The sequence below is a fragment of the Paraburkholderia sediminicola genome (genome assembly GCF_902859805.1).
In the GTDB taxonomy this organism is placed as follows: domain Bacteria; phylum Pseudomonadota; class Gammaproteobacteria; order Burkholderiales; family Burkholderiaceae; genus Paraburkholderia; species Paraburkholderia sediminicola.
The window spans coordinates 241,677-258,987 of the sequence record NZ_CADIKC010000010.1; the positions used below are offsets into that span (position 1 = coordinate 241,677).

Genomic DNA, 17,311 nt, shown 5'->3' on the forward strand with positions numbered 1-17,311 from the left:
GATGCCGGCGCCAGGCCGGCCAGTCCAGACCTGAGCCTTAAGCCGACTGCTGGCGCGTGCGGCTGTAGCGCGACAGGATCGGGATCATCTGCGCGTAGACCTTCGGATTGCCCGCGACGATTTCGCCGACGTGCAGGAAGTCCGAGTCGCCCGTGTAATTACCCACCAGACCGCCGGCTTCCGTGATCAGCAGGCTGCCCGCGGCGACGTCCCACGGATTCAGGCCTTGCTCGAAGAAACCGTCCATACGGCCCGCGGCAACGTTGGCCAGATCGAGCGCGGCAGCGCCCGGACGGCGCAGGCCGGCACAGGCTTCGGTCATTTCAGCGAACTGGCGGCCGTACGCTTCGAGGCCGTCCTTTTCGCGGAACGGGAAGCCGGTGCCGATCAGGCCGTCAGCCAGGCGGTCGCGCTTGGCGACGCGAATGCGGCGGTCGTTCAGGAACGCACCGCGGCCGCGCGAGGCGGTGAACAGGTCGTTGCGGGTCGGATCGTAGACCACGGCCTGCGTCACGATGCCCTTGTGGGCAAGCGCGATCGACACGCAGTAGTACGGGAAGCCGTGGATGAAATTGGTGGTGCCGTCGAGCGGATCGATGATCCACTGATATTCGGATTCGTTGTCCGACTTGCCGGATTCTTCGGCGAGGATGGCGTGATCGGGGTAGGCTGTCTTGAGCGTGTCGATGATCGCCGCTTCAGACGCTTTGTCGACCTCCGTGACGAAATCGTTGTGCTGTTTCTTGCTGACCTGGAGCAGATCGAGGTCGAGCGACGCGCGGTTGATGATCTGGGCTGCGCGGCGCGCGGCCTTCACAGCGATATTGAGCATGGGATGCATGAGACTGGATCCTTGTGCCGGGGCAGCACGGCTGCTTACCGGTAAATGAGCGCGGGATGAGCGCTAATTGAGCGCCATCAAAGGGCGCGGAAACAGCACGGAACGCACGTCCGGTAACGAACCGGGTGCGCATTCCGCCGACGGAGACGAATTGGATAAGAACGAGGCGCCGGAGCTTTCACAGGAGAAAACCGGGCGCGAATATTGGTATTTTACCTGAGTCCGGGCGCCGCGGCAGCGCTTGCTGCCCGGTATGTCGTGCAACGGTCCGACGGCGCGGTTCTGGCGCGGCGCACACGCGTATTTCGGAGTCGATGCAGCGTTGGCGCTACTTGGCGCTACCATACGCGTTCTTTAGCTTGTCGAGTTTCATCGTGGACCACACCCACCATTCTTCCGATCCCGCCGTGGCGGACCTGCGCGGCGGTTTTACGTCGACGCGCTTCGTGCTCGTCGAGCCCAGCCATCCCGGTAACGTCGGCGCGGCGGCGCGCGCGCTGAAAACCATGGGTTTCTCGCGCCTCGTGCTGGTGTCGCCGCGTGTGCCGCACGTGCAAAGCGATCCGGAAGCCATCGCCATGGCGAGCGGCGCTGACGACGTGCTGGCGTCAGCGCACGTCGTACCGACGCTTGCCGATGCGCTGAATGGCGTGCATTGGTCGATTGCGCTGACCGCCCGGCTGCGCGAATACGGGCCGCCTCAATGGACGCCGCGTGCCGCGGCCGGCGCCGCGCGTGAGCAGGCGCTACATGGCGAGATCGCGCTGGTGTTCGGCAACGAGCGCACGGGCCTGTCGAACGAAGACGTTGAGCGTTGCAGCGCGCTCGCGCATATTCCGGCCAATCCTGCCTACAGTTCGCTCAATCTTGCACAGGCCGTGCAGGTGTTGGCGTATGAATTGCGCACGACGTACCTGTCCTCGGACGAAGCAGGGGCTGCGGCCTCCGCGGTGGCTCAGGCGGCGGCCGGGCAGGGCGAGCCGGTCGGCGCGCGGGCGGCAAGCGACGAGATCGAAAGCATGTACGCGCATCTGGAGAGCGCGCTGGTCGCGCTCGAGTTTCTCGATCCGGCCAATCCGAAGAAATTGATGTCCCGCTTGCGGCGCCTGTTCGCACGTTCCGGTCTGGAGCGCGAGGAAGTGAATATCGTGCGCGGCATCGCCAAACATATTCTGCTGAAGACCAGGCCGCCCGGCGGCGACGCGTCTTAAGGGCTCCCTGCCCATCAATCTACGACCTTGCCGGCAGCGTGGGCTTCCGGCAGGTTTCGCGCAATCGCCCTACAATCGCTCGAAACGTTCTAAGCAAAGCTGCCGATCTGCTATGCGGCAAGCATCCGCCGTGCGTGGTGTTTCGCGCAGGCGGTCCTTTCCCCCACAACATAGTCCCTGCCATGTTCACGAGACTCCGCGAAGACATCGCCACGATCCGCGAGCGCGATCCCGCCGCCCGCAGCGCCTGGGAAGTCCTCACGTGTTATCCGGGTCTGCACGCGCTCGTGCTGCACCGGCTCGCGCACGCCTGCTGGCAAGCTAAACGCCGCTGGCTCGCGCGTTTCATCTCGCAGATGGCGCGCTTCATGACCGGCATCGAAATCCATCCGGGCGCCACGCTGGGCCGCCGTGTGTTCATCGATCACGGCATGGGCGTCGTGATTGGCGAGACGGCGCAAGTCGGTGACGAATGCACGATCTACCAGGGCGTGACCCTCGGCGGCACGTCGCTCACGCGGGGAGCGAAGCGGCATCCTACGCTTGAGCGTGGTGTGATCGTCGGCGCGGGGGCGAAGGTGCTCGGCGGCTTTACGATCGGCGCGGACGCAAAAATCGGCTCGAATGCGGTGGTCACGAAGCCGGTGCCGGCGCGCGGCACGGCGGTGGGTAATCCGGCGCGGATCATCGTCCCGGCAGCGGCTGCCGTGGTAGCCGCGGCGAGCGCATCGGCAAATGGCGCGTCGCGTGAGTCGAAAGTCACGTCGGAAAAGAGCGGGTTCTGCGCTTACGGCATCACGCCGAATGCGGACGATCCAGTATCGCTGGCGATTCACGGCCTGATCGACCACGCTGCCACGCAATCGAAGCGTATCGACGAAATCGTCGACGCGCTGGAGCGGCTGGGAACCAGTCTGGAAGGTTTGCAAGGCGCCGACGCGGCGCTGCTCGATCTGCGGCGCCTGTCGGCCGCGATTGCAGGAAAGGTGGAAGGGGCGGTGGCGGAGCGCTAGGTCAAGCTGGTCAATTCAGCGGCAACGCGCGAATCCCTTCCGCGTCGATGCGCAGGTAACCGCCACGGCGCTCGCCGTGGTCGAGATCCCAATCCGGCAACACCCAGCGCGTGCCGCCCGGCTCACGATGCAGCGCCGGACGATGCGTGTGCCCATGAATGATCGTGGCTGTTTTCGACACCTTGAATAGCGCAGCGATGGCCTTCGGCGTTACGTCATACTTCGGCGAAACCGGACGCGAACGGCCTTGCTGGCTTTTCGAGCGCATGTTTTCCGCGAGCGCCTGACGCCAGCGAAACGGCCACGCGAGAAACAGCATCTGCGCCAAACGGCTGCGTGCAAAGCGCCGGAAAAATTGATAGCCGCGGTCCGCGGTGCAGAGGCCGTCGCCATGCGCGAGTACGATCCGCGTGCCGAATGCGGTGATCACGAACGGGTCGGGCAGCCAGATCGCGCCGGCCGCTTTCATGAAGCGCTTGCCGAGCAGAAAATCACGATTGCCGTGCATGATGTAGAGCGCGATACCGCGTTCCGACAACGTATGCAGCAACGCCGCCATGCGCGCGACGAACGGCTCGACGAGCATGTCGTCGCCGATCCAGTACTCGAACAGATCGCCGAGAATGAAAACCGAATCCGCCTGCTCGGCCGTGACGCGCACGAAGTGTTCGAACGCGGCGACCGTGTGCGGAATCGCCTCGCTCAGATGAATATCGGAGAGGAAAAAAAACGGGCGTGCGGCGTGCGGGCGTTTGCCCTCGCCAGGCACGCCCGCGGCGACGCTTCGCAGCGGCGTTTCTTGCAGCATTGAAGGTGCCTGATATCAGTTCAAACGGGTTGGCCCTGATCGGACGCTTAGTCGACGATCACAGCTTTTTCGATCACGACGTCGTCGGCCGGCACGTCCTGATGGAAGCCCTTCGAACCCGTCTTGACCTTCTTGATCTTCTCGACGATGTCCATGCCGTCGACCACCTTGCCGAACACTGCATAGCCCCAGCCCTGCGGCGTCGGCGACGAGTGGTTCAGGAAGTCGTTGTCGTTCACGTTGATGAAGAATTGCGCGGTTGCCGAGTGCGGGTCGTTCGTGCGAGCCATCGCGACCGAGCCGTTGACATTCTTCAGGCCGTTGTTCGCTTCGTTGGTGATCGGCTCTGCCGTCGGCTTCTGCTTCATGCCGGGTTCAAAACCGCCGCCCTGGATCATGAAGCCGTCGATCACGCGGTGGAACACCGTGTTGTCGTAGTGGCCGGCCTTCACGTAGTTGAGGAAGTTCTCAACCGACTTCGGCGCCTTTTCAGCGTCCAGTTCGAGTTTGATGACGCCGTGGTTTGTATGCAGTTCAACCATGATGGAATCCTTTGATGAACGGGGTGGGTAAAAGGCGCGGCCGCTCGTCATGAAGTGAGATGACGACGGGCCGCGCCGGGGGCGTAGATTTTAGTGACTTCCTGTGCAGCGTGCCTGTGCTGCTTCCTGCTCTATTGCCTGCTTACTTGCCGACCACCGTGGCCGATTCGATCACGATCGGTTTTTGCGGCACGTCGCTCATCGGGCCGCGTGTGGTGGTGGCCGTGCCTTCGATCTTCTTCACGACGTCCATGCCGCTCGTGACCTTGCCGAACACCGCGTAGCCGTTGCCGTCCGGATTCGGATAGTCGAGGCCGGCGTTATCCACCGTGTTGATGAAGAACTGCGCAGTGGCCGAATTCGGATCGCTGGTGCGCGCCATGGCGAGCGTGCCGGCCGCGTTCTTCAGACCGTTACGGCTTTCGAGCGGAATCGGCGCGCGCGTGGGCTTCTCAGCGAAGCTTTGCGTATAACCGCCGCCCTGAATCATGAAGCCGCGAATCACGCGATGAAAAATCGTGCCGCTGTACTGGCCGGACTTCACGTAGTCGAGGAAGTTGGCAACCGTTTTCGGTGCCTTCTCAGGATACAACTCGACGCGGATGTCGCCTTCCGTGGTCTTGAAGAGGACGGACGGATGCGCGGCCTGCGAACCGGACTGGGCAAAGGCGGGGGCGTTTGCGATCAGGGCGGCGCTGCCGAGCGCCAACATCAACCATTTCATGAAGATCCTCAGGGTTGGAAAAAACGTGTTGCCGAAGACGGTGCCGGTGTTATTGCGACGGCGCCATGTAGGGCGGCATGGCGAGCGAGCCGTTTGCGCCGCCGTACTGGAAGCTCGGCGTTTGTGTCATGTCCGCGGAGGAGCGCGCGGCGCTGGCCTCGACAGGTGCCGCGGCTTTTTTCGCCGGCCCCGTGCTCCTGGGCGGCGAAACGATCTTCTGGATGTCGGCGATGCGCTGCGTGGTGGTGGCGCTCGCTTTGCCGAGGCCTTGCGCGCGACGGTAAGCCGCGTCGGCCATGCGCAGATACAGATCGCCCAGATTCTCGTACGCGAGACCGTAGGCCGGATTCACCTTGGTCGCGGTTTCGAGCGCGGCGCGTGCCTCGGCATAACGGCCGTGCTTCGCATAAAGCGCGGCCAGGTTGTTATACGGTTCGGGCAGTTCCGGGTACAGCTGCGTGAGTTCGGTGAACGCGGTGATGGCTTCGTCGTCGCGATTCAGGTGGGCCAGCACCGTGGCGCGCTTGAACTTTGCCTGCGCGTCATGCGGATTCGAGGCGATGCGCGCGTCGAGCTGGGTGAGCGAGGCTTCCCAGTTCTTCTGCGCAATCGACGCGTCGATTTCCGGCGTGTTGTCACGCACGGCGGGACCCTGCGGCATGGTCGCGGCGCCTTTCTGCGCGTACGCGGCAGCACCCGGCAGGACCGTGAGGGCGACGGCGCAGAATGCCGTCGCGGCGAGGGTCGCAGCGCTGCGCGCGCGGCCGCTGGAAGGTTTCATAGGCTCGGGTCTGGATGTTATACTCCGACCCATTCTAACAAAAGGTCTGCGCGTTCCGTCGAACCGCAAACTGTCTTTTCGCCACTCGTGGTCGTCTCCGCCTTGAACGCAGCCTGACCGCCGCACCAGGTGCACCGGTTTGCTGCTGTGCGTGTTGTAGTGCAAAGGTAGTGCAAAGCGGCAGTACACAACGCACCCGCCGTCTTTTCGCGGGGCGCATCATGCACGAAACAGCACGAACACATTGCGGATTTCTTTCGGCCCACGCACCGTTCTCTATGGAATCACTGCGCATCTACAACACGCTCGCGCGTGACAAGCAAACTTTCGTGCCGCTGCAAGATGGCGTCGTGCGGATGTACGTCTGCGGGATGACCGTGTACGACTATTGTCACGTCGGTCATGCACGGGTGATGGTCGTGTTCGACATCGTGCAGCGGTGGTTGCGCACGCTCGGCTACGACGTCACCTACGTGCGCAACATCACGGATATCGACGACAAGATCATCCGGCGCGCAGTGGAAAACGGCGAAACGATCAAATCGTTGACCGACCGCTTCATCAAGGCCTTGCATGAAGACGCGGACGCGCTCGGCATCGAGCGGCCCGATCTGGAACCGCGCGCCACCGATTTCATCCCGCAGATGCTCGGCATGATCGAGAAGCTCGAGGCGAACGGTTACGCCTATCAGGCGGGCGACGGCGACGTGAACTACGCGGTGCGCAAGTTCGTGGGCTACGGCAAGCTGTCGGGCAAGTCGCTCGAAGATCTGCGCGCGGGCGAACGCGTCGCCGCGAACGACGCGAAGCAGGACCCGCTCGATTTCGTGTTGTGGAAGCAGGCGAAGCCCGACGAACCGGCCGACACCGGCTGGGAGTCGAAGTACGGGCGCGGCCGCCCCGGCTGGCATATCGAATGCTCGGCAATGGGCTGCACGTTGCTCGGCGAGCATTTCGACATTCACGGCGGCGGTCAGGACCTGCAGTTTCCGCACCACGAGAACGAGATTGCGCAGAGCGAAGCTGCGACCGGACAAACCTTCGTCAATTACTGGATGCACAACGGCTACGTACAGATCGACAATGAGAAGATGTCGAAGTCGTTGAACAATTTCTTTACGATCCGCGAAGTATTGGCGCAGTACGATGCCGAGGTCGTGCGTTTTTTCATCGCACGCGCGCACTATCGCTCGCCGTTGAATTACAGCGACGTGCATATCGACGACGCCCGCAATGCGCTGACGCGTTTGTACACCGCGCTGAAAGACGTAACGCCGGACGGCGCGGAGCTCGACTGGAACGAAGCGCATGCGCAGCGTTTCCAGGCAGCAATGAATGACGACTTCAACACGCCGGTTGCAGTGTCGGTGTTGTTCGAGTTGGCAACTGAAGTGAACCGCACGCGCGACCCCGCGCTGGCCCGTCAATTGCGCTCGCTGGGCGCTGTGATCGGCTTGCTCGGCCGGGAGCCGCGTGCATACCTGCAGCAGGCTGCGGGCGCCGCCGCGGAGGGTGCGCTCGACGCCGCCGCGATCGAAGCGAAGATCGCCGCGCGCGTGGCCGCCAAGCAGGCGAAAGACTATGCAGCAGCAGACCGGATCCGGGCCGAATTGCTCGAGGCCGGCGTTGCACTTGAAGACAAACCCGGCGGGTTGACCGAGTGGCGGCGCGTGTGAGCGCACCTCGTACTTCCCTCTGATCGACTCGCCAGGCAGGAGGCAGGATGGCAACGGCCACGAAGACGCCGGCTAAACGAGCCACGTCTCAAACAAACGCTGCAACCGCGGTAAAGTCGACACGAACGTCGACTCGTGCGGGCGGCAGCGCGGTAAAGAATGCAGCATCGAAAGCCGCCGGGGCGGCGGCGAAGGCTGGCGTGCGCGCAGCGGCAACGACCGGGGCCGCGAAGAAGGCTACTGTCAAGCGCGCATTGAACGGCGCGTCGGCGCATGCGCCTGTTTCGACACGCGCCAAAACTGCGCGTGCAAAAAGCAATGGCGCGCTGCCTGCTGAACTCGCCGGCGACGTGCAGGAACTCACGCGCGTCACACACGAAGGACACGAAGGCGAAGTCGTACGCAAGACGCGTGCGTCATCAGGTGCGGGCGGCGAATCAGCGGATGTTGCTGAACTCGCGGTGCCGGTGCAGATCGGCGGCCTCACGCCTGAAGTCACCCGTCCGGCGTATTGGGACAAGGCGTGTGCGGACCTCGTCAAGCGCGACCGTATCCTGAAGAAACTGATTCCGAAGTTCGGTCCGGTGCATCTGCTAAGCCGTGGCGATCCGTTCGTCACGCTCGCGCGTTCGGTGGTCGGGCAGCAGATTTCGGTGGCTTCCGCGCAGGCGGTCTGGGCGAAAGTCGAGGCAGCGTGCCCGAAGCTCGTGCCGCAGCAGTTCATCAAGCTCGGTCAGGACAAACTGACCGCGTGCGGGCTGTCCAAGCGCAAGGCCGAATACGTGCTCGATCTCGCACAGCATTTCGTGTCGGGCGCGTTGCACGTCGGCAAGTGGACCTCGATGGACGACGAGGCGGTGATTGCCGAACTCACGCAGATCCGCGGCATTGGCCGCTGGACCGCGGAGATGTTCCTGATCTTCAACCTGTCGCGCCCGGATGTGCTGCCGCTCGACGATCTTGGCTTGATCCGCGCGATCAGCGTCAATTACTTCAGCGGCGAACCGGTTACACGCAGCGAAGCGCGTGAGGTCGCGGCAAACTGGGAGCCGTGGCGCACTGTCGCCACCTGGTATATGTGGCGTAGTCTCGATCCGTTGCCGGTCGACTACTAAAGCAAAAGAAAGCGATCCGTTTAAAAAAACTATCGATTGTTGAAATTTGATAGTTGCGAGATGGTTTTGACATCGGCGAGCGCGGTTAGAATACGCGCTGCCGGTAAGTCCAAGGATTACAACCAATGAAGACCACCTTTCTGGATTTCGAACAGCCGATCGCTGAACTCGAAGCGAAGATCGAAGAATTGCGCTTCGTGCAGGACGATTCGGCCGTCGATATTTCGGAAGAGATCGAGCGGCTGTCCAAGAAGAGTCAACAGCTCACCAAAGATCTGTACGCGAACCTCACCCCATGGCAGGTTTCGCAAATTGCCCGACATCCCCAGCGCCCGTACACGTTCGATTACGTGAACGAGCTGTTCACCGATTTCCACGAACTGCACGGCGACCGCAACTATGCGGACGACCTGTCGATCGTCGGCGGCCTCGCGCGCTTCAACGGCCAGGCTTGCATGGTGATTGGCCATCAGAAAGGTCGTGACACGAAGGAGCGCGCGCTGCGCAACTTCGGCATGCCGCGTCCGGAAGGCTATCGCAAGGCCGAACGGCTGATGCGTCTCGCCGAGAAGTTCGGCTTGCCGATCTTCACGTTCATCGATACGCCGGGCGCCTACCCGGGCATCGGCGCGGAAGAGCGTGGCCAGTCGGAAGCGATCGGCCGCAATCTGTACGTGATGGCTGAACTCAAGACGCCGCTGATCGCCACGATCATCGGTGAAGGCGGTTCGGGCGGCGCGCTCGCGATTGCCGTCGGCGACAGCGTGCTGATGCTGCAGTTCTCGACCTATTCGGTGATTTCGCCGGAAGGGTGCGCGTCGATCCTGTGGAAGAGCGCCGCGAAAGCGCCGGAAGCCGCGGAAGCGCTTGGCCTGACCGCGCATCGTCTCAAGGCGCTCGGCCTGATCGACAAGATCGTCAACGAGCCGCTGGGCGGCGCGCATCGCGATCCGAAGGGCATGGCCGCGATGTTGCGCCGTGCGCTCGCCGATTCGCTGCGCCAGTTCCAGGGCATGAGCATCAACGACCTGCGTCAACGCCGTTTCGAACGGTTGATGTCGTACGGCAAGTTCAAGGAAACGACGCCGGGTGCGTAAGCCCGCGCGCGTTTTCTTTCGTCCTTCAGCGCGCAAAGCGCTAGCGACGTGACTCCCACCGCCGATTCGCACGCCGACCGCCTCGTTCTCGAGGCGGTCGGCGTTGCGCTGTCCGCGTTGCCTGCGCATGCGCGCATTGCAGTCGCGTTCAGTGGTGGCGTCGATTCGAGCGTGCTACTCGATGCGGTGGTGCGTGTCGCAGGCGCGTCGCGTTGCGTTGCACTGCATGTGCATCATGGACTCAGTGCGCATGCCGACGAGTGGCTCGCGCATTGCGAAGCCTTTGCACAGGAACGTGGCGTTGAATTCGCGGCACAGCGTGTCGACGTGCCGCGTGACGCGGGTGTGAGTGTCGAGGCCGCGGCGCGCGATGCGCGTTACCGTGCACTGGACGCCATGTGCGCAACACGCGCTGTTCGCACGCTATGGCTCGCGCAACATGCGGACGACCAGGCAGAGACGGTGCTGCTGCAACTGCTGCGCGGCGCAGGCCTCGCGGGACTTGCGGCGATGGCGCCGGAGTACTTGCCGGCAGGCGCCTCCGCGGTGCGAGTGAGGCCCTTGCTGCATCTGTTGCGTGCGCAGCTCGAGCAGTATGCGAGCGGCCGGGATCTGCGCTGGATCGACGACGAATCGAACGCGGACACACGTTACGCGCGCAACGCATTGCGTCACGAGGTGACACCGGCGTTGGCCGTCCACTTTCCTGGCTTTCGCGACGCGCTCGCGCGCACGGCCGCGCATGCGGCATCGGCGCAGCGTCTGCTCGACGATCTCGCGCGCATCGATCTGAATGAAGCCGTACGCGATGACGGCCGTGCGCTATCCCATGACGCGCTGCTCGCCCTCGACGACGATCGCGCGCTCAACCTGCTGCGCTACTGGATGCGCACGTTGGGTCTCGTTGCGGCATCGACGGCGCGTCTCACCGACGCTTTGCGGCAGTTGCGCGAAGTCGGGGAAGCCGGAGAAGGCCATAGCCTGCGTATCGATCATGCAGGGCAGGCGTTGCGTAGTTATCGCGGTCTGATCTACTGGGAGGCGGGCGATAGCAGTGACCCCGCTGACGAAACCGCGCTCGCTGAGCGCGCCGTGAGCGAACTCGCGTGGCAGGGTGAATCGATCTGGCGTTTGCCGCAATGGCGCGGCACTTTTGTGTTTGTCGCCGTCGCTTCCAATGTCGATTCAGCGTCGGACGATCCCGATACGCTTCCGGTCAGCGTGCTACGCAGGGCATTGCTAAGCGCACGTTCGCGCAGCGGCGGCGAACGGATGCGTACCAGCGCTGCGCAAAGCAGCCCGAGCCGCACGCTGAAAAACCTGTTCCAGGAGCGTGGTATTCCGGCATGGAAGCGCGATGTGCCGCTGCTTTACGTCGGCGACGATTTGCTGTTCGTGCCCTTGCTCGGCCTGAACCGCGCGGCGTTGCCCGAGCAGATCGATGCGGCCGGCCAGCGCGTCCGGATCATCTGGCGTGACGATCTGCTGATCGCCTGACCGGCCGGTCGGACACACGACTTACCTATTCGGCGAATCCCCGGAGCAGGGCGCGAAAGCAGGGCGCAAAACCACACCGGATAAGCCTTTTCAGCCGCGAATAGGGACCATTCGACGGGCATTTCGGCTTGTCTTTTTGCGCCCGATCGGGTAATTTAACTTGTTTGCCCGACCCGATTTCGCCGTCGCTTTTGCGGTTTCCGTGCGTGATCCGTCGTTTCCGGTAAGCCACTAGCGATCATTCCCGGGCAAATCCGCGCGTGTTACACGCGCGCTGCATCTACGCCGCCACACACTTTGCCGTCGTTCACAAGACGTTGCGCTCCTGTGCTTTTGTGCGGTCGTCTCCAGCGCGCCAGCGCGTTTTCTCCTTCAGTTCAGAACGACAATGGCACTCATCGTACATAAATACGGCGGCACCTCGATGGGCTCGGTCGAGCGCATCAAGAACGTCGCCAGGCGCGTCGCGAAATGGCACAAGGCCGGCCACAAGATGGTCGTCGTGCCGTCGGCAATGTCCGGCGAAACCAACCGCTTGCTCGGCCTCGCGAAAGAAATCACAAGCCAGCCGAGCCCGCGCGAACTCGACATGATTGCCGCTACCGGCGAGCAGGTCAGCTCGGGGCTGCTCGCCATCGCGCTGCAGGAAGCCGGCGTCGACGCGGTCAGCTATGCCGGCTGGCAAGTGCCGGTCAAAACGGATAGCGCATTCACGAAAGCGCGCATCAGCGAAATCGACGGCGAGCGCGTGCTGCGCGATCTCGAAGCGGGCAAAGTGGTGGTGATCACGGGTTTCCAGGGTATCGACCCTGACGGCCACATCACCACGCTCGGCCGCGGCGGTTCGGATACATCGGCTGTTGCAGTCGCTGCCGCATTGAAGGCCGACGAGTGCCTGATCTACACGGACGTCGACGGCGTCTACACGACCGATCCGCGCGTGGTGGAAGAAGCACGCCGCCTCGATCGCGTGACGTTTGAAGAAATGCTGGAAATGGCAAGCCTGGGTTCCAAGGTGCTGCAGATCCGCTCGGTGGAATTCGCCGGCAAATATCAGGTGAAGACGCGCGTGCTGTCGAGCCTGACCGATCCGCTGATCCCGCTCGACACTGAAATGAAGTCGGGCACCCTGATTACTTTTGAAGAAGACGAGACCATGGAAAAAGCAGTCATCTCGGGCATCGCGTTCCAGCGCGATGAAGCTCGTATCGCCGTGATGGGTGTGCCCGACAAGCCGGGCATCGCATATCAGATTCTCGGCCCGGTGGCGGACGCGAATATCGACGTCGACATGATCATCCAGAACCAGAGTGTCGAAGGCAAAACGGCCTTTACGTTCACGGTCGGCCGCGGTGATTATCAGCGCGCCATGGACATCCTCACCGGCCAGGTGAAGGGGCACGTTCAGGCTGAGCAGGTGCTGGGCGATCCGAAGGTGTCGAAGGTCTCGGTGGTCGGCGTCGGCATGCGTTCGCACGTGGGTATCGCGAGCACGATGTTCCGCACGCTGTCGGAAGAGGGCATCAACATCCAGATGATCTCGACCTCCGAAATCAAGATTTCGGTGCTGATCGACGAGAAGTACATGGAGCTCGCCGTGCGCGCGCTGCATAAGGCGTTCGAACTGGATCAGGCGTAATTGCTGCGCGGGGCGGGGCGCAGAGTTGGACGAACAGGAGCGCCTCGTCTTTTTGCGTGACCTTGCATGGCCGTGTGCGCGCCAATGTGACGTAGGTCGTGTCACGCAGGTCATGTGACGCAGGTCATGTGAATTAATTGCGTCGTCGATGACAAAACTGGCACAAAAAATGTGCGGTAGACATTGACCTTCGCGGTTCGGCCCGCTATTATCTTGGCTTCGTTGCGCTGACTCCCTGCGCAACCGAAAGTTTGGGAGACGTGGCCGAGAGGTCGAAGGCACTCCCCTGCTAAGGGAGCATCTGGGCCAAAACCTGGATCGAGGGTTCGAATCCCTCCGTCTCCGCCAGGAGTTTGAGTAAAGAAAGCCCCGTAAGTCTAGCGACTTACGGGGCTTTTCTCATTCCGGTCCTTCCCGTTTCTTTCCTCTCTTGCTGCACCTGATTTCTATCCTTTCGACTCACTCCCGCAGCACAAACGCCTTTGCGCAATAGGCTTCGCGCAGGCCGGAGACAGAGGCCATACCGGCGCGTTCAGCCGTTCGTTGTGCCGCCGCCGCACGGCGACTGAAGACAAGCAACGGCCCCTATTTTCGCCCTGTAATCACGCTCGATACTGCATGCTATGTCAGCTACGTTAAGGATGCCGAATCGCCTCGATACCTTATCTATCGGGCGATTGATGCAGTTTGCATGTCAAAGCGTTCTGCATTGCTCACGGTTTTTCAGCGCATTCTCTTCCCCGCGATAAGGAAATGAAAAATTCATTTGCACCTCGTATGAAAAATGTTGAATAATAATGATTCGCATTTGCAAAAGGAGCGCGAGATGAGCTGGGGCGATGAGAACACCACCTTCAACGTTGTAATCAACCACGAAGAGCAGTATTCGATCTGGCCGGATTACAAGGACGTGCCCGCAGGCTGGCGGCTCGCCGGCAAACAGGGAAAGAAGGAGGAGTGCCTCGCCTGGATCGATCAGGTGTGGACCGACATGCGTCCGCTGAGCTTGCGCCAGGCGATGGACGCCGACGTCGCCGGTGCCGCGGGTGCGACAACAGCTCAGCACTAACGCGACAGGCGTGAGCGACCCATGTCCACACCGATCACGCTGGTCTGTCTGCCGTATGCCGGCGGCAGTTGCGCGATGTACCGCAGTTGGTCCGCGCGGATGCCGTCATGGATCACGCTATGCCCGATCGATCCGCCAGGGCACGGCAATCGACGTTCGACACCCGCAGCCCAATCGTGGCCGGCGCTTGTCGATGCACTTGTCGAGGCGCTGCCGCGCGCGGCCGCATCCGCCGATATCGCGATCTTTGGCCACAGCATGGGTGCGCTGGCCGGTTACGAGTTAGCGCATCGGTTGCGCGAGAGAAGCGGGCGTTCGCCGGTGTGGCTCGGCGTATCGGCTTGCACGGCGCCGTCGCAGCGCGAAATCGATACGCGCTGGCGCGACTGTGCCGCCGATGCAATGGTCGACGAGTTGCGCCGGCTGGGCGGCACGCCCGCCGAACTGCTCGAAGATCGCGATTTCATGGAGTTCGCGCTGCCCACGTTGCGTACTGATTTCGACCTCTGCGGCACTTACGTTGCGGACCCGCATCGCGCACCGCTCGATTGCAGCGTGAGCGCATTTGGCGGTCAGAGCGATCTGGTCTCGCAAAACCCGAACGCGCTCGACGCATGGGCCGACGTCACGCGCGCGGCCTTCAGCCGCCGGATGTTTCCGGGCGGCCATTTCTACATTGAGCAATCTGCCCATGCCGTGATCGACGCCGTGCTCGGCGAGCTGTCCGCCGCACGCATACGATTGCGCGCACCCGTCGAAGGTGAGTCATGGACGCTTTGATGAATCGTGACGTGCCACATGCAAGTGGCGAGCTGATTGAGCAGAACGGCTCACGCCTGCGTGTGATTCAGGCGCGGCCAGGGGAGTCGATCGACGCGCTGATTCCTTCGCTGACACCTGCGCTGCTGGACACCGGCGGCGTGTTGCTGCGCGGTTTCGATGCGTTGGGGGCGGACGGGTTGCAGCGGGTCGCCGCATTGCTTGGTGAACCGCTCGAGGCCTACGAATTCGGCTCCTCGCCGCGTACCCATGTCGACAAGGCCGTGTTCTCGTCGACCGAGTATCCGGCGAGCCAGTGGATCGAGCAGCACAACGAACAGTCGTACACGACACAGTGGCCGGCACGCATTCTGTTCTACTGCGAGACCCCTGCCACGCGTCGCGGCCAGACCCCGATTGCGGATAGCCGCGAAGTTTATCGGCGGCTCGATGCGTCGCTGCGGCGGCGCTTCGACGACCGGAAAATCATGTACGTGCGCAACTTCGGCAATGGTCTCGACGTGCCATGGCAACAGGTATTCGGCACCGACGATCACGCCGCTGTCGAACGTTTCTGCCGCGCACGCGACATCGGCTTCGAATGGCTCGACGACGGCGAAGCGTTGCGCACGCGCCAGATCTGTCAATCGGAGTGGCGCCATCCCGTCACGGGCGAGACCGTCTGGTTCAACCAGGCGCATCTTTTCCACGTGACGAATCTGCCCGAAGACACCCGCGAGGCGCTGCTCGAACTCGTCGACGAGGCTTCGCTGCCGCGCAATACCTATTTCGGCGACGGCACACCGATCGACCCACACATGCTCGACGAGATTCGCGCCGTGTATCGCGACACTACTTTGTCATTCGACTGGCATGCCGCCGACCTGCTGATTCTCGACAACGTATTGATGTCGCACGGACGCGCGCCGTTCGAAGGCAAGCGCCGCGTGCTGGTCGCGATGGCGGCATGACGGGCGCTCACACTTCATCGTGCAAACGCCAACGTTTGCCCATTGCCGTTGCCGTTTTCTTCAAACCCGGTTCCAGCAACTGACAGGATTTTCCGATCATGACGCAAGCTTTGCCACCCCTGTTTGACTTCACTCCATTCGCCGGCCAGAGCGCGCACTATGTCTCGCTGATCAAGCAGTTCGCGCAGGCTCACGCGTTCCGCAGCGCGAGCGTCGAGGAACTCGTACTGAACGACGACTTCCATCGGCGGCCGTTGCGGCCGGAAGATTTCGAGTTCCTCAAATTCATGAAGCCGGTGCGCGCCGATAACGTGAGCCGCCTGCCGGCGCTCGCGTCGAACCGCACGCTGCTGTCGATCTACGAGCTTGACGTGCTGCGCGCGCCGCAAGGCCGCGAGCCGGAAGACTGGCAGCGTTTCGCGGATTTTTACCGCGACGACGTTCGAACACTCGGCGCGCAGATTGCGCCGTTTCTCGAGGCTTATGCGTTTTCTTATCTGAGCGCCGATGCCGATCCGTCGCGCGGTCTCGCGGCGGCCGGCGAGCAGCTGGGCCGCATCGTCGATGCAGAACTGTCGTTCTGGAACGGCGTGTTCGAGCGGCTGATGCGCAACGACTACCTCGAAGAGGGCCTGCGCTTCATCATGGTTCAGCGCTGGGCGCTCGCGCCGACCAAGCGCCGCACGCTTGCACAAGCGAACGCGAGCGGCTTCTTCGCCACGCTGCCGCACGACGCGCAGCCCGTTCTGCACGGCGGCTTTCCGGACGATGGCCTGCTCGAACGCGTCGCGGCGGCCTGTGGTGTGACCGGCCAGCAGCATGCGTACTGGCAGTTCTATTTGCCGACCAGCACCGCGAAATGCAATCTGCTGAGCGCGCTGGGCCGCCGTCCGTCCAGCGCGTTTGCGTTCACCGGTGCGGCCTTCGCCGCGCAGGCGGAATGGCTCGCGTTCGGGCTCGCGCTCGAACGTGCATGCGTGCATCTGCAGCCCGCCGGCAAACGTCCGGCCGATGCCGGTGCGCTCAAGGCCGAACTGGTGTCGCGTGCCGAGCGCGCGCTCGCCCATGTCGCCGAGCATCACGGGCCGCTGGCCTACGCGCAGGCCCTGCAGGGCCTCGACGCCGGCGACAAACTCGCCGGGCGCGGTCGCTGGGATCTCGGCGAACAACTGCGCTGGCTGTCCGCGATCGACCGCTATTGCGGTTTTGCGCGGCAGATCAGCACGCGTATCGACGCCGAATGTCCCAACATCGACCGCGAGACGTTCGTCGAGCCGCACGAAATGTGTTCGACGACACACGTGCATAACGACCACCGTCTCGTCACGATCGAAGAAGGCGAGATGCTTTTCTGGGGCAACGTCGGCATGCAGCTCAAGATGAATCGCGGCGACATGGTGCTGATCCCCGACGGGCGTCTGCATGGCTCGACCGTCGTGTCGGGCGAGTGCACGTATCACCAGCCCATCATTCCCGACGACTGGGTTCAGGCCCTGACGGCCGAACTCGATTCGGCGCCTGCACGCTGAACCATCGCGCAGTTCACCACGCTGCGGCTCGCCACGCCG

At 62.7% G+C, this 17,311-nt stretch carries 17 protein-coding genes and 1 tRNA gene; 13 read left to right on the top strand and 5 right to left on the bottom strand.

Annotated elements, in window-relative coordinates:
• Nucleotides 1-37: 37 nt before the first annotated feature.
• Entirely contained in the window at nucleotides 38-841 is an 804-nt protein-coding gene (locus tag R8871_RS30030) for an inositol monophosphatase family protein (RefSeq protein ID WP_175053709.1), read from the bottom strand.
• A 67-nt stretch (nucleotides 842-908) separates the two neighbouring features.
• On the opposite strand from R8871_RS30030, the gene R8871_RS30035 reads away from it, so the two are divergent.
• From R8871_RS30035 to cysE, 3 genes are all read left to right on the top strand, one after another.
• Nucleotides 909-1,061: a hypothetical protein gene (locus R8871_RS30035; protein WP_175053710.1), complete on the top strand. Its 153-nt coding sequence runs from the start codon at nucleotides 909-911 to the stop codon at nucleotides 1,059-1,061.
• A gap of 154 nt (nucleotides 1,062-1,215) precedes the next feature.
• Nucleotides 1,216-2,052: an RNA methyltransferase gene (locus R8871_RS30040; protein ID WP_175053711.1), complete on the top strand. Its 837-nt coding sequence runs from the start codon at nucleotides 1,216-1,218 to the stop codon at nucleotides 2,050-2,052.
• Between the two features lie 182 nt (nucleotides 2,053-2,234).
• Nucleotides 2,235-3,065 (top strand): serine O-acetyltransferase, encoded by an 831-nt coding sequence (gene cysE / locus R8871_RS30045; protein WP_175053712.1) that lies wholly within the window; start codon nucleotides 2,235-2,237, stop codon nucleotides 3,063-3,065.
• Between the two features lie 10 nt (nucleotides 3,066-3,075).
• Here cysE and R8871_RS30050 read toward each other — a convergent pair whose 3' ends face one another.
• The 4 genes from R8871_RS30050 to R8871_RS30065 all read right to left on the bottom strand — a co-directional run bounded on the left by R8871_RS30050 (nucleotide 3,076) and on the right by R8871_RS30065 (nucleotide 5,920).
• Nucleotides 3,076-3,873 carry a UDP-2,3-diacylglucosamine diphosphatase gene (locus R8871_RS30050; RefSeq protein ID WP_175053713.1) on the bottom strand — a complete coding sequence of 266 codons (798 nt, stop codon included), beginning with the start codon at nucleotides 3,871-3,873 and terminating at the stop codon, nucleotides 3,076-3,078.
• 47 nt (nucleotides 3,874-3,920) lie between these two features.
• A complete protein-coding gene (locus R8871_RS30055) occupies nucleotides 3,921-4,415 on the bottom strand; it encodes a peptidylprolyl isomerase (RefSeq protein WP_074283023.1) in 495 nt (164 codons plus the stop codon).
• Nucleotides 4,416-4,557: 142 nt separating this feature from the next.
• Nucleotides 4,558-5,139, bottom strand: coding sequence for a peptidylprolyl isomerase (locus R8871_RS30060; RefSeq protein ID WP_097389655.1), 582 nt, complete (start codon nucleotides 5,137-5,139; stop codon nucleotides 4,558-4,560).
• Nucleotides 5,140-5,188: 49 nt separating this feature from the next.
• Nucleotides 5,189-5,920 carry a tetratricopeptide repeat protein gene (locus R8871_RS30065; protein ID WP_175053714.1) on the bottom strand — a complete coding sequence of 244 codons (732 nt, stop codon included), beginning with the start codon at nucleotides 5,918-5,920 and terminating at the stop codon, nucleotides 5,189-5,191.
• A gap of 278 nt (nucleotides 5,921-6,198) precedes the next feature.
• On the opposite strand from R8871_RS30065, the gene cysS reads away from it, so the two are divergent.
• The 10 genes from cysS (at nucleotide 6,199) to R8871_RS30115 (ending at nucleotide 17,272) form a co-directional block, all read left to right on the top strand.
• Nucleotides 6,199-7,596, top strand: a complete 1,398-nt coding sequence (gene cysS, locus R8871_RS30070; protein WP_175053715.1) for a cysteine--tRNA ligase — start codon at nucleotides 6,199-6,201, stop codon at nucleotides 7,594-7,596.
• A gap of 47 nt (nucleotides 7,597-7,643) precedes the next feature.
• Nucleotides 7,644-8,711, top strand: a complete 1,068-nt coding sequence (locus R8871_RS30075; protein ID WP_175053716.1) for a DNA-3-methyladenine glycosylase family protein — start codon at nucleotides 7,644-7,646, stop codon at nucleotides 8,709-8,711.
• A 125-nt stretch (nucleotides 8,712-8,836) separates the two neighbouring features.
• A complete protein-coding gene (locus R8871_RS30080; RefSeq protein ID WP_007181378.1) occupies nucleotides 8,837-9,808 on the top strand; it encodes an acetyl-CoA carboxylase carboxyltransferase subunit alpha in 972 nt (323 codons plus the stop codon).
• Nucleotides 9,809-9,856: 48 nt separating this feature from the next.
• Nucleotides 9,857-11,305: a tRNA lysidine(34) synthetase TilS gene (tilS, locus tag R8871_RS30085; RefSeq protein ID WP_175053717.1), complete on the top strand. Its 1,449-nt coding sequence runs from the start codon at nucleotides 9,857-9,859 to the stop codon at nucleotides 11,303-11,305.
• A 388-nt stretch (nucleotides 11,306-11,693) separates the two neighbouring features.
• Entirely contained in the window at nucleotides 11,694-12,944 is a 1,251-nt protein-coding gene (locus R8871_RS30090; protein ID WP_175053718.1) for an aspartate kinase, read from the top strand.
• 254 nt (nucleotides 12,945-13,198) lie between these two features.
• A tRNA-Ser gene (locus R8871_RS30095) sits at nucleotides 13,199-13,292 on the top strand.
• A 478-nt stretch (nucleotides 13,293-13,770) separates the two neighbouring features.
• Entirely contained in the window at nucleotides 13,771-14,013 is a 243-nt protein-coding gene (locus R8871_RS30100) for an MbtH family protein (protein WP_175053719.1), read from the top strand.
• A gap of 21 nt (nucleotides 14,014-14,034) precedes the next feature.
• Nucleotides 14,035-14,793, top strand: a complete 759-nt coding sequence (locus R8871_RS30105) for a thioesterase II family protein (protein WP_175053720.1) — start codon at nucleotides 14,035-14,037, stop codon at nucleotides 14,791-14,793.
• Nucleotides 14,781-15,743: a TauD/TfdA family dioxygenase gene (locus tag R8871_RS30110; protein ID WP_246287849.1), complete on the top strand. Its 963-nt coding sequence runs from the start codon at nucleotides 14,781-14,783 to the stop codon at nucleotides 15,741-15,743. The genes R8871_RS30105 and R8871_RS30110 overlap by 13 nt, the downstream gene beginning before the upstream one ends.
• 98 nt (nucleotides 15,744-15,841) lie before the next feature.
• Nucleotides 15,842-17,272, top strand: coding sequence for a cupin domain-containing protein (locus tag R8871_RS30115; RefSeq protein WP_175053721.1), 1,431 nt, complete (start codon nucleotides 15,842-15,844; stop codon nucleotides 17,270-17,272).
• Nucleotides 17,273-17,311 lie beyond the last annotated feature (39 nt).

Coding starts and splice junctions, on each gene's coding strand:
- R8871_RS30110 (WP_246287849.1), top strand. CDS start 14,781: ATGGACGCTTTGATGAATCGTGACGTGCCACATGCAAGTGGCGAGCTG.
- R8871_RS30115 (WP_175053721.1), top strand. CDS start 15,842: ATGACGCAAGCTTTGCCACCCCTGTTTGACTTCACTCCATTCGCCGGC.
- R8871_RS30065 (WP_175053714.1), bottom strand. CDS start 5,920: ATGAAACCTTCCAGCGGCCGCGCGCGCAGCGCTGCGACCCTCGCCGCG.
- R8871_RS30075 (WP_175053716.1), top strand. CDS start 7,644: ATGGCAACGGCCACGAAGACGCCGGCTAAACGAGCCACGTCTCAAACA.
- cysS (WP_175053715.1), top strand. CDS start 6,199: ATGGAATCACTGCGCATCTACAACACGCTCGCGCGTGACAAGCAAACT.
- R8871_RS30060 (WP_097389655.1), bottom strand. CDS start 5,139: ATGAAATGGTTGATGTTGGCGCTCGGCAGCGCCGCCCTGATCGCAAAC.
- R8871_RS30100 (WP_175053719.1), top strand. CDS start 13,771: ATGAGCTGGGGCGATGAGAACACCACCTTCAACGTTGTAATCAACCAC.
- R8871_RS30105 (WP_175053720.1), top strand. CDS start 14,035: ATGTCCACACCGATCACGCTGGTCTGTCTGCCGTATGCCGGCGGCAGT.
- R8871_RS30055 (WP_074283023.1), bottom strand. CDS start 4,415: ATGGTTGAACTGCATACAAACCACGGCGTCATCAAACTCGAACTGGAC.
- R8871_RS30050 (WP_175053713.1), bottom strand. CDS start 3,873: ATGCTGCAAGAAACGCCGCTGCGAAGCGTCGCCGCGGGCGTGCCTGGC.
- R8871_RS30080 (WP_007181378.1), top strand. CDS start 8,837: ATGAAGACCACCTTTCTGGATTTCGAACAGCCGATCGCTGAACTCGAA.
- cysE (WP_175053712.1), top strand. CDS start 2,235: ATGTTCACGAGACTCCGCGAAGACATCGCCACGATCCGCGAGCGCGAT.
- R8871_RS30090 (WP_175053718.1), top strand. CDS start 11,694: ATGGCACTCATCGTACATAAATACGGCGGCACCTCGATGGGCTCGGTC.
- R8871_RS30030 (WP_175053709.1), bottom strand. CDS start 841: ATGCATCCCATGCTCAATATCGCTGTGAAGGCCGCGCGCCGCGCAGCC.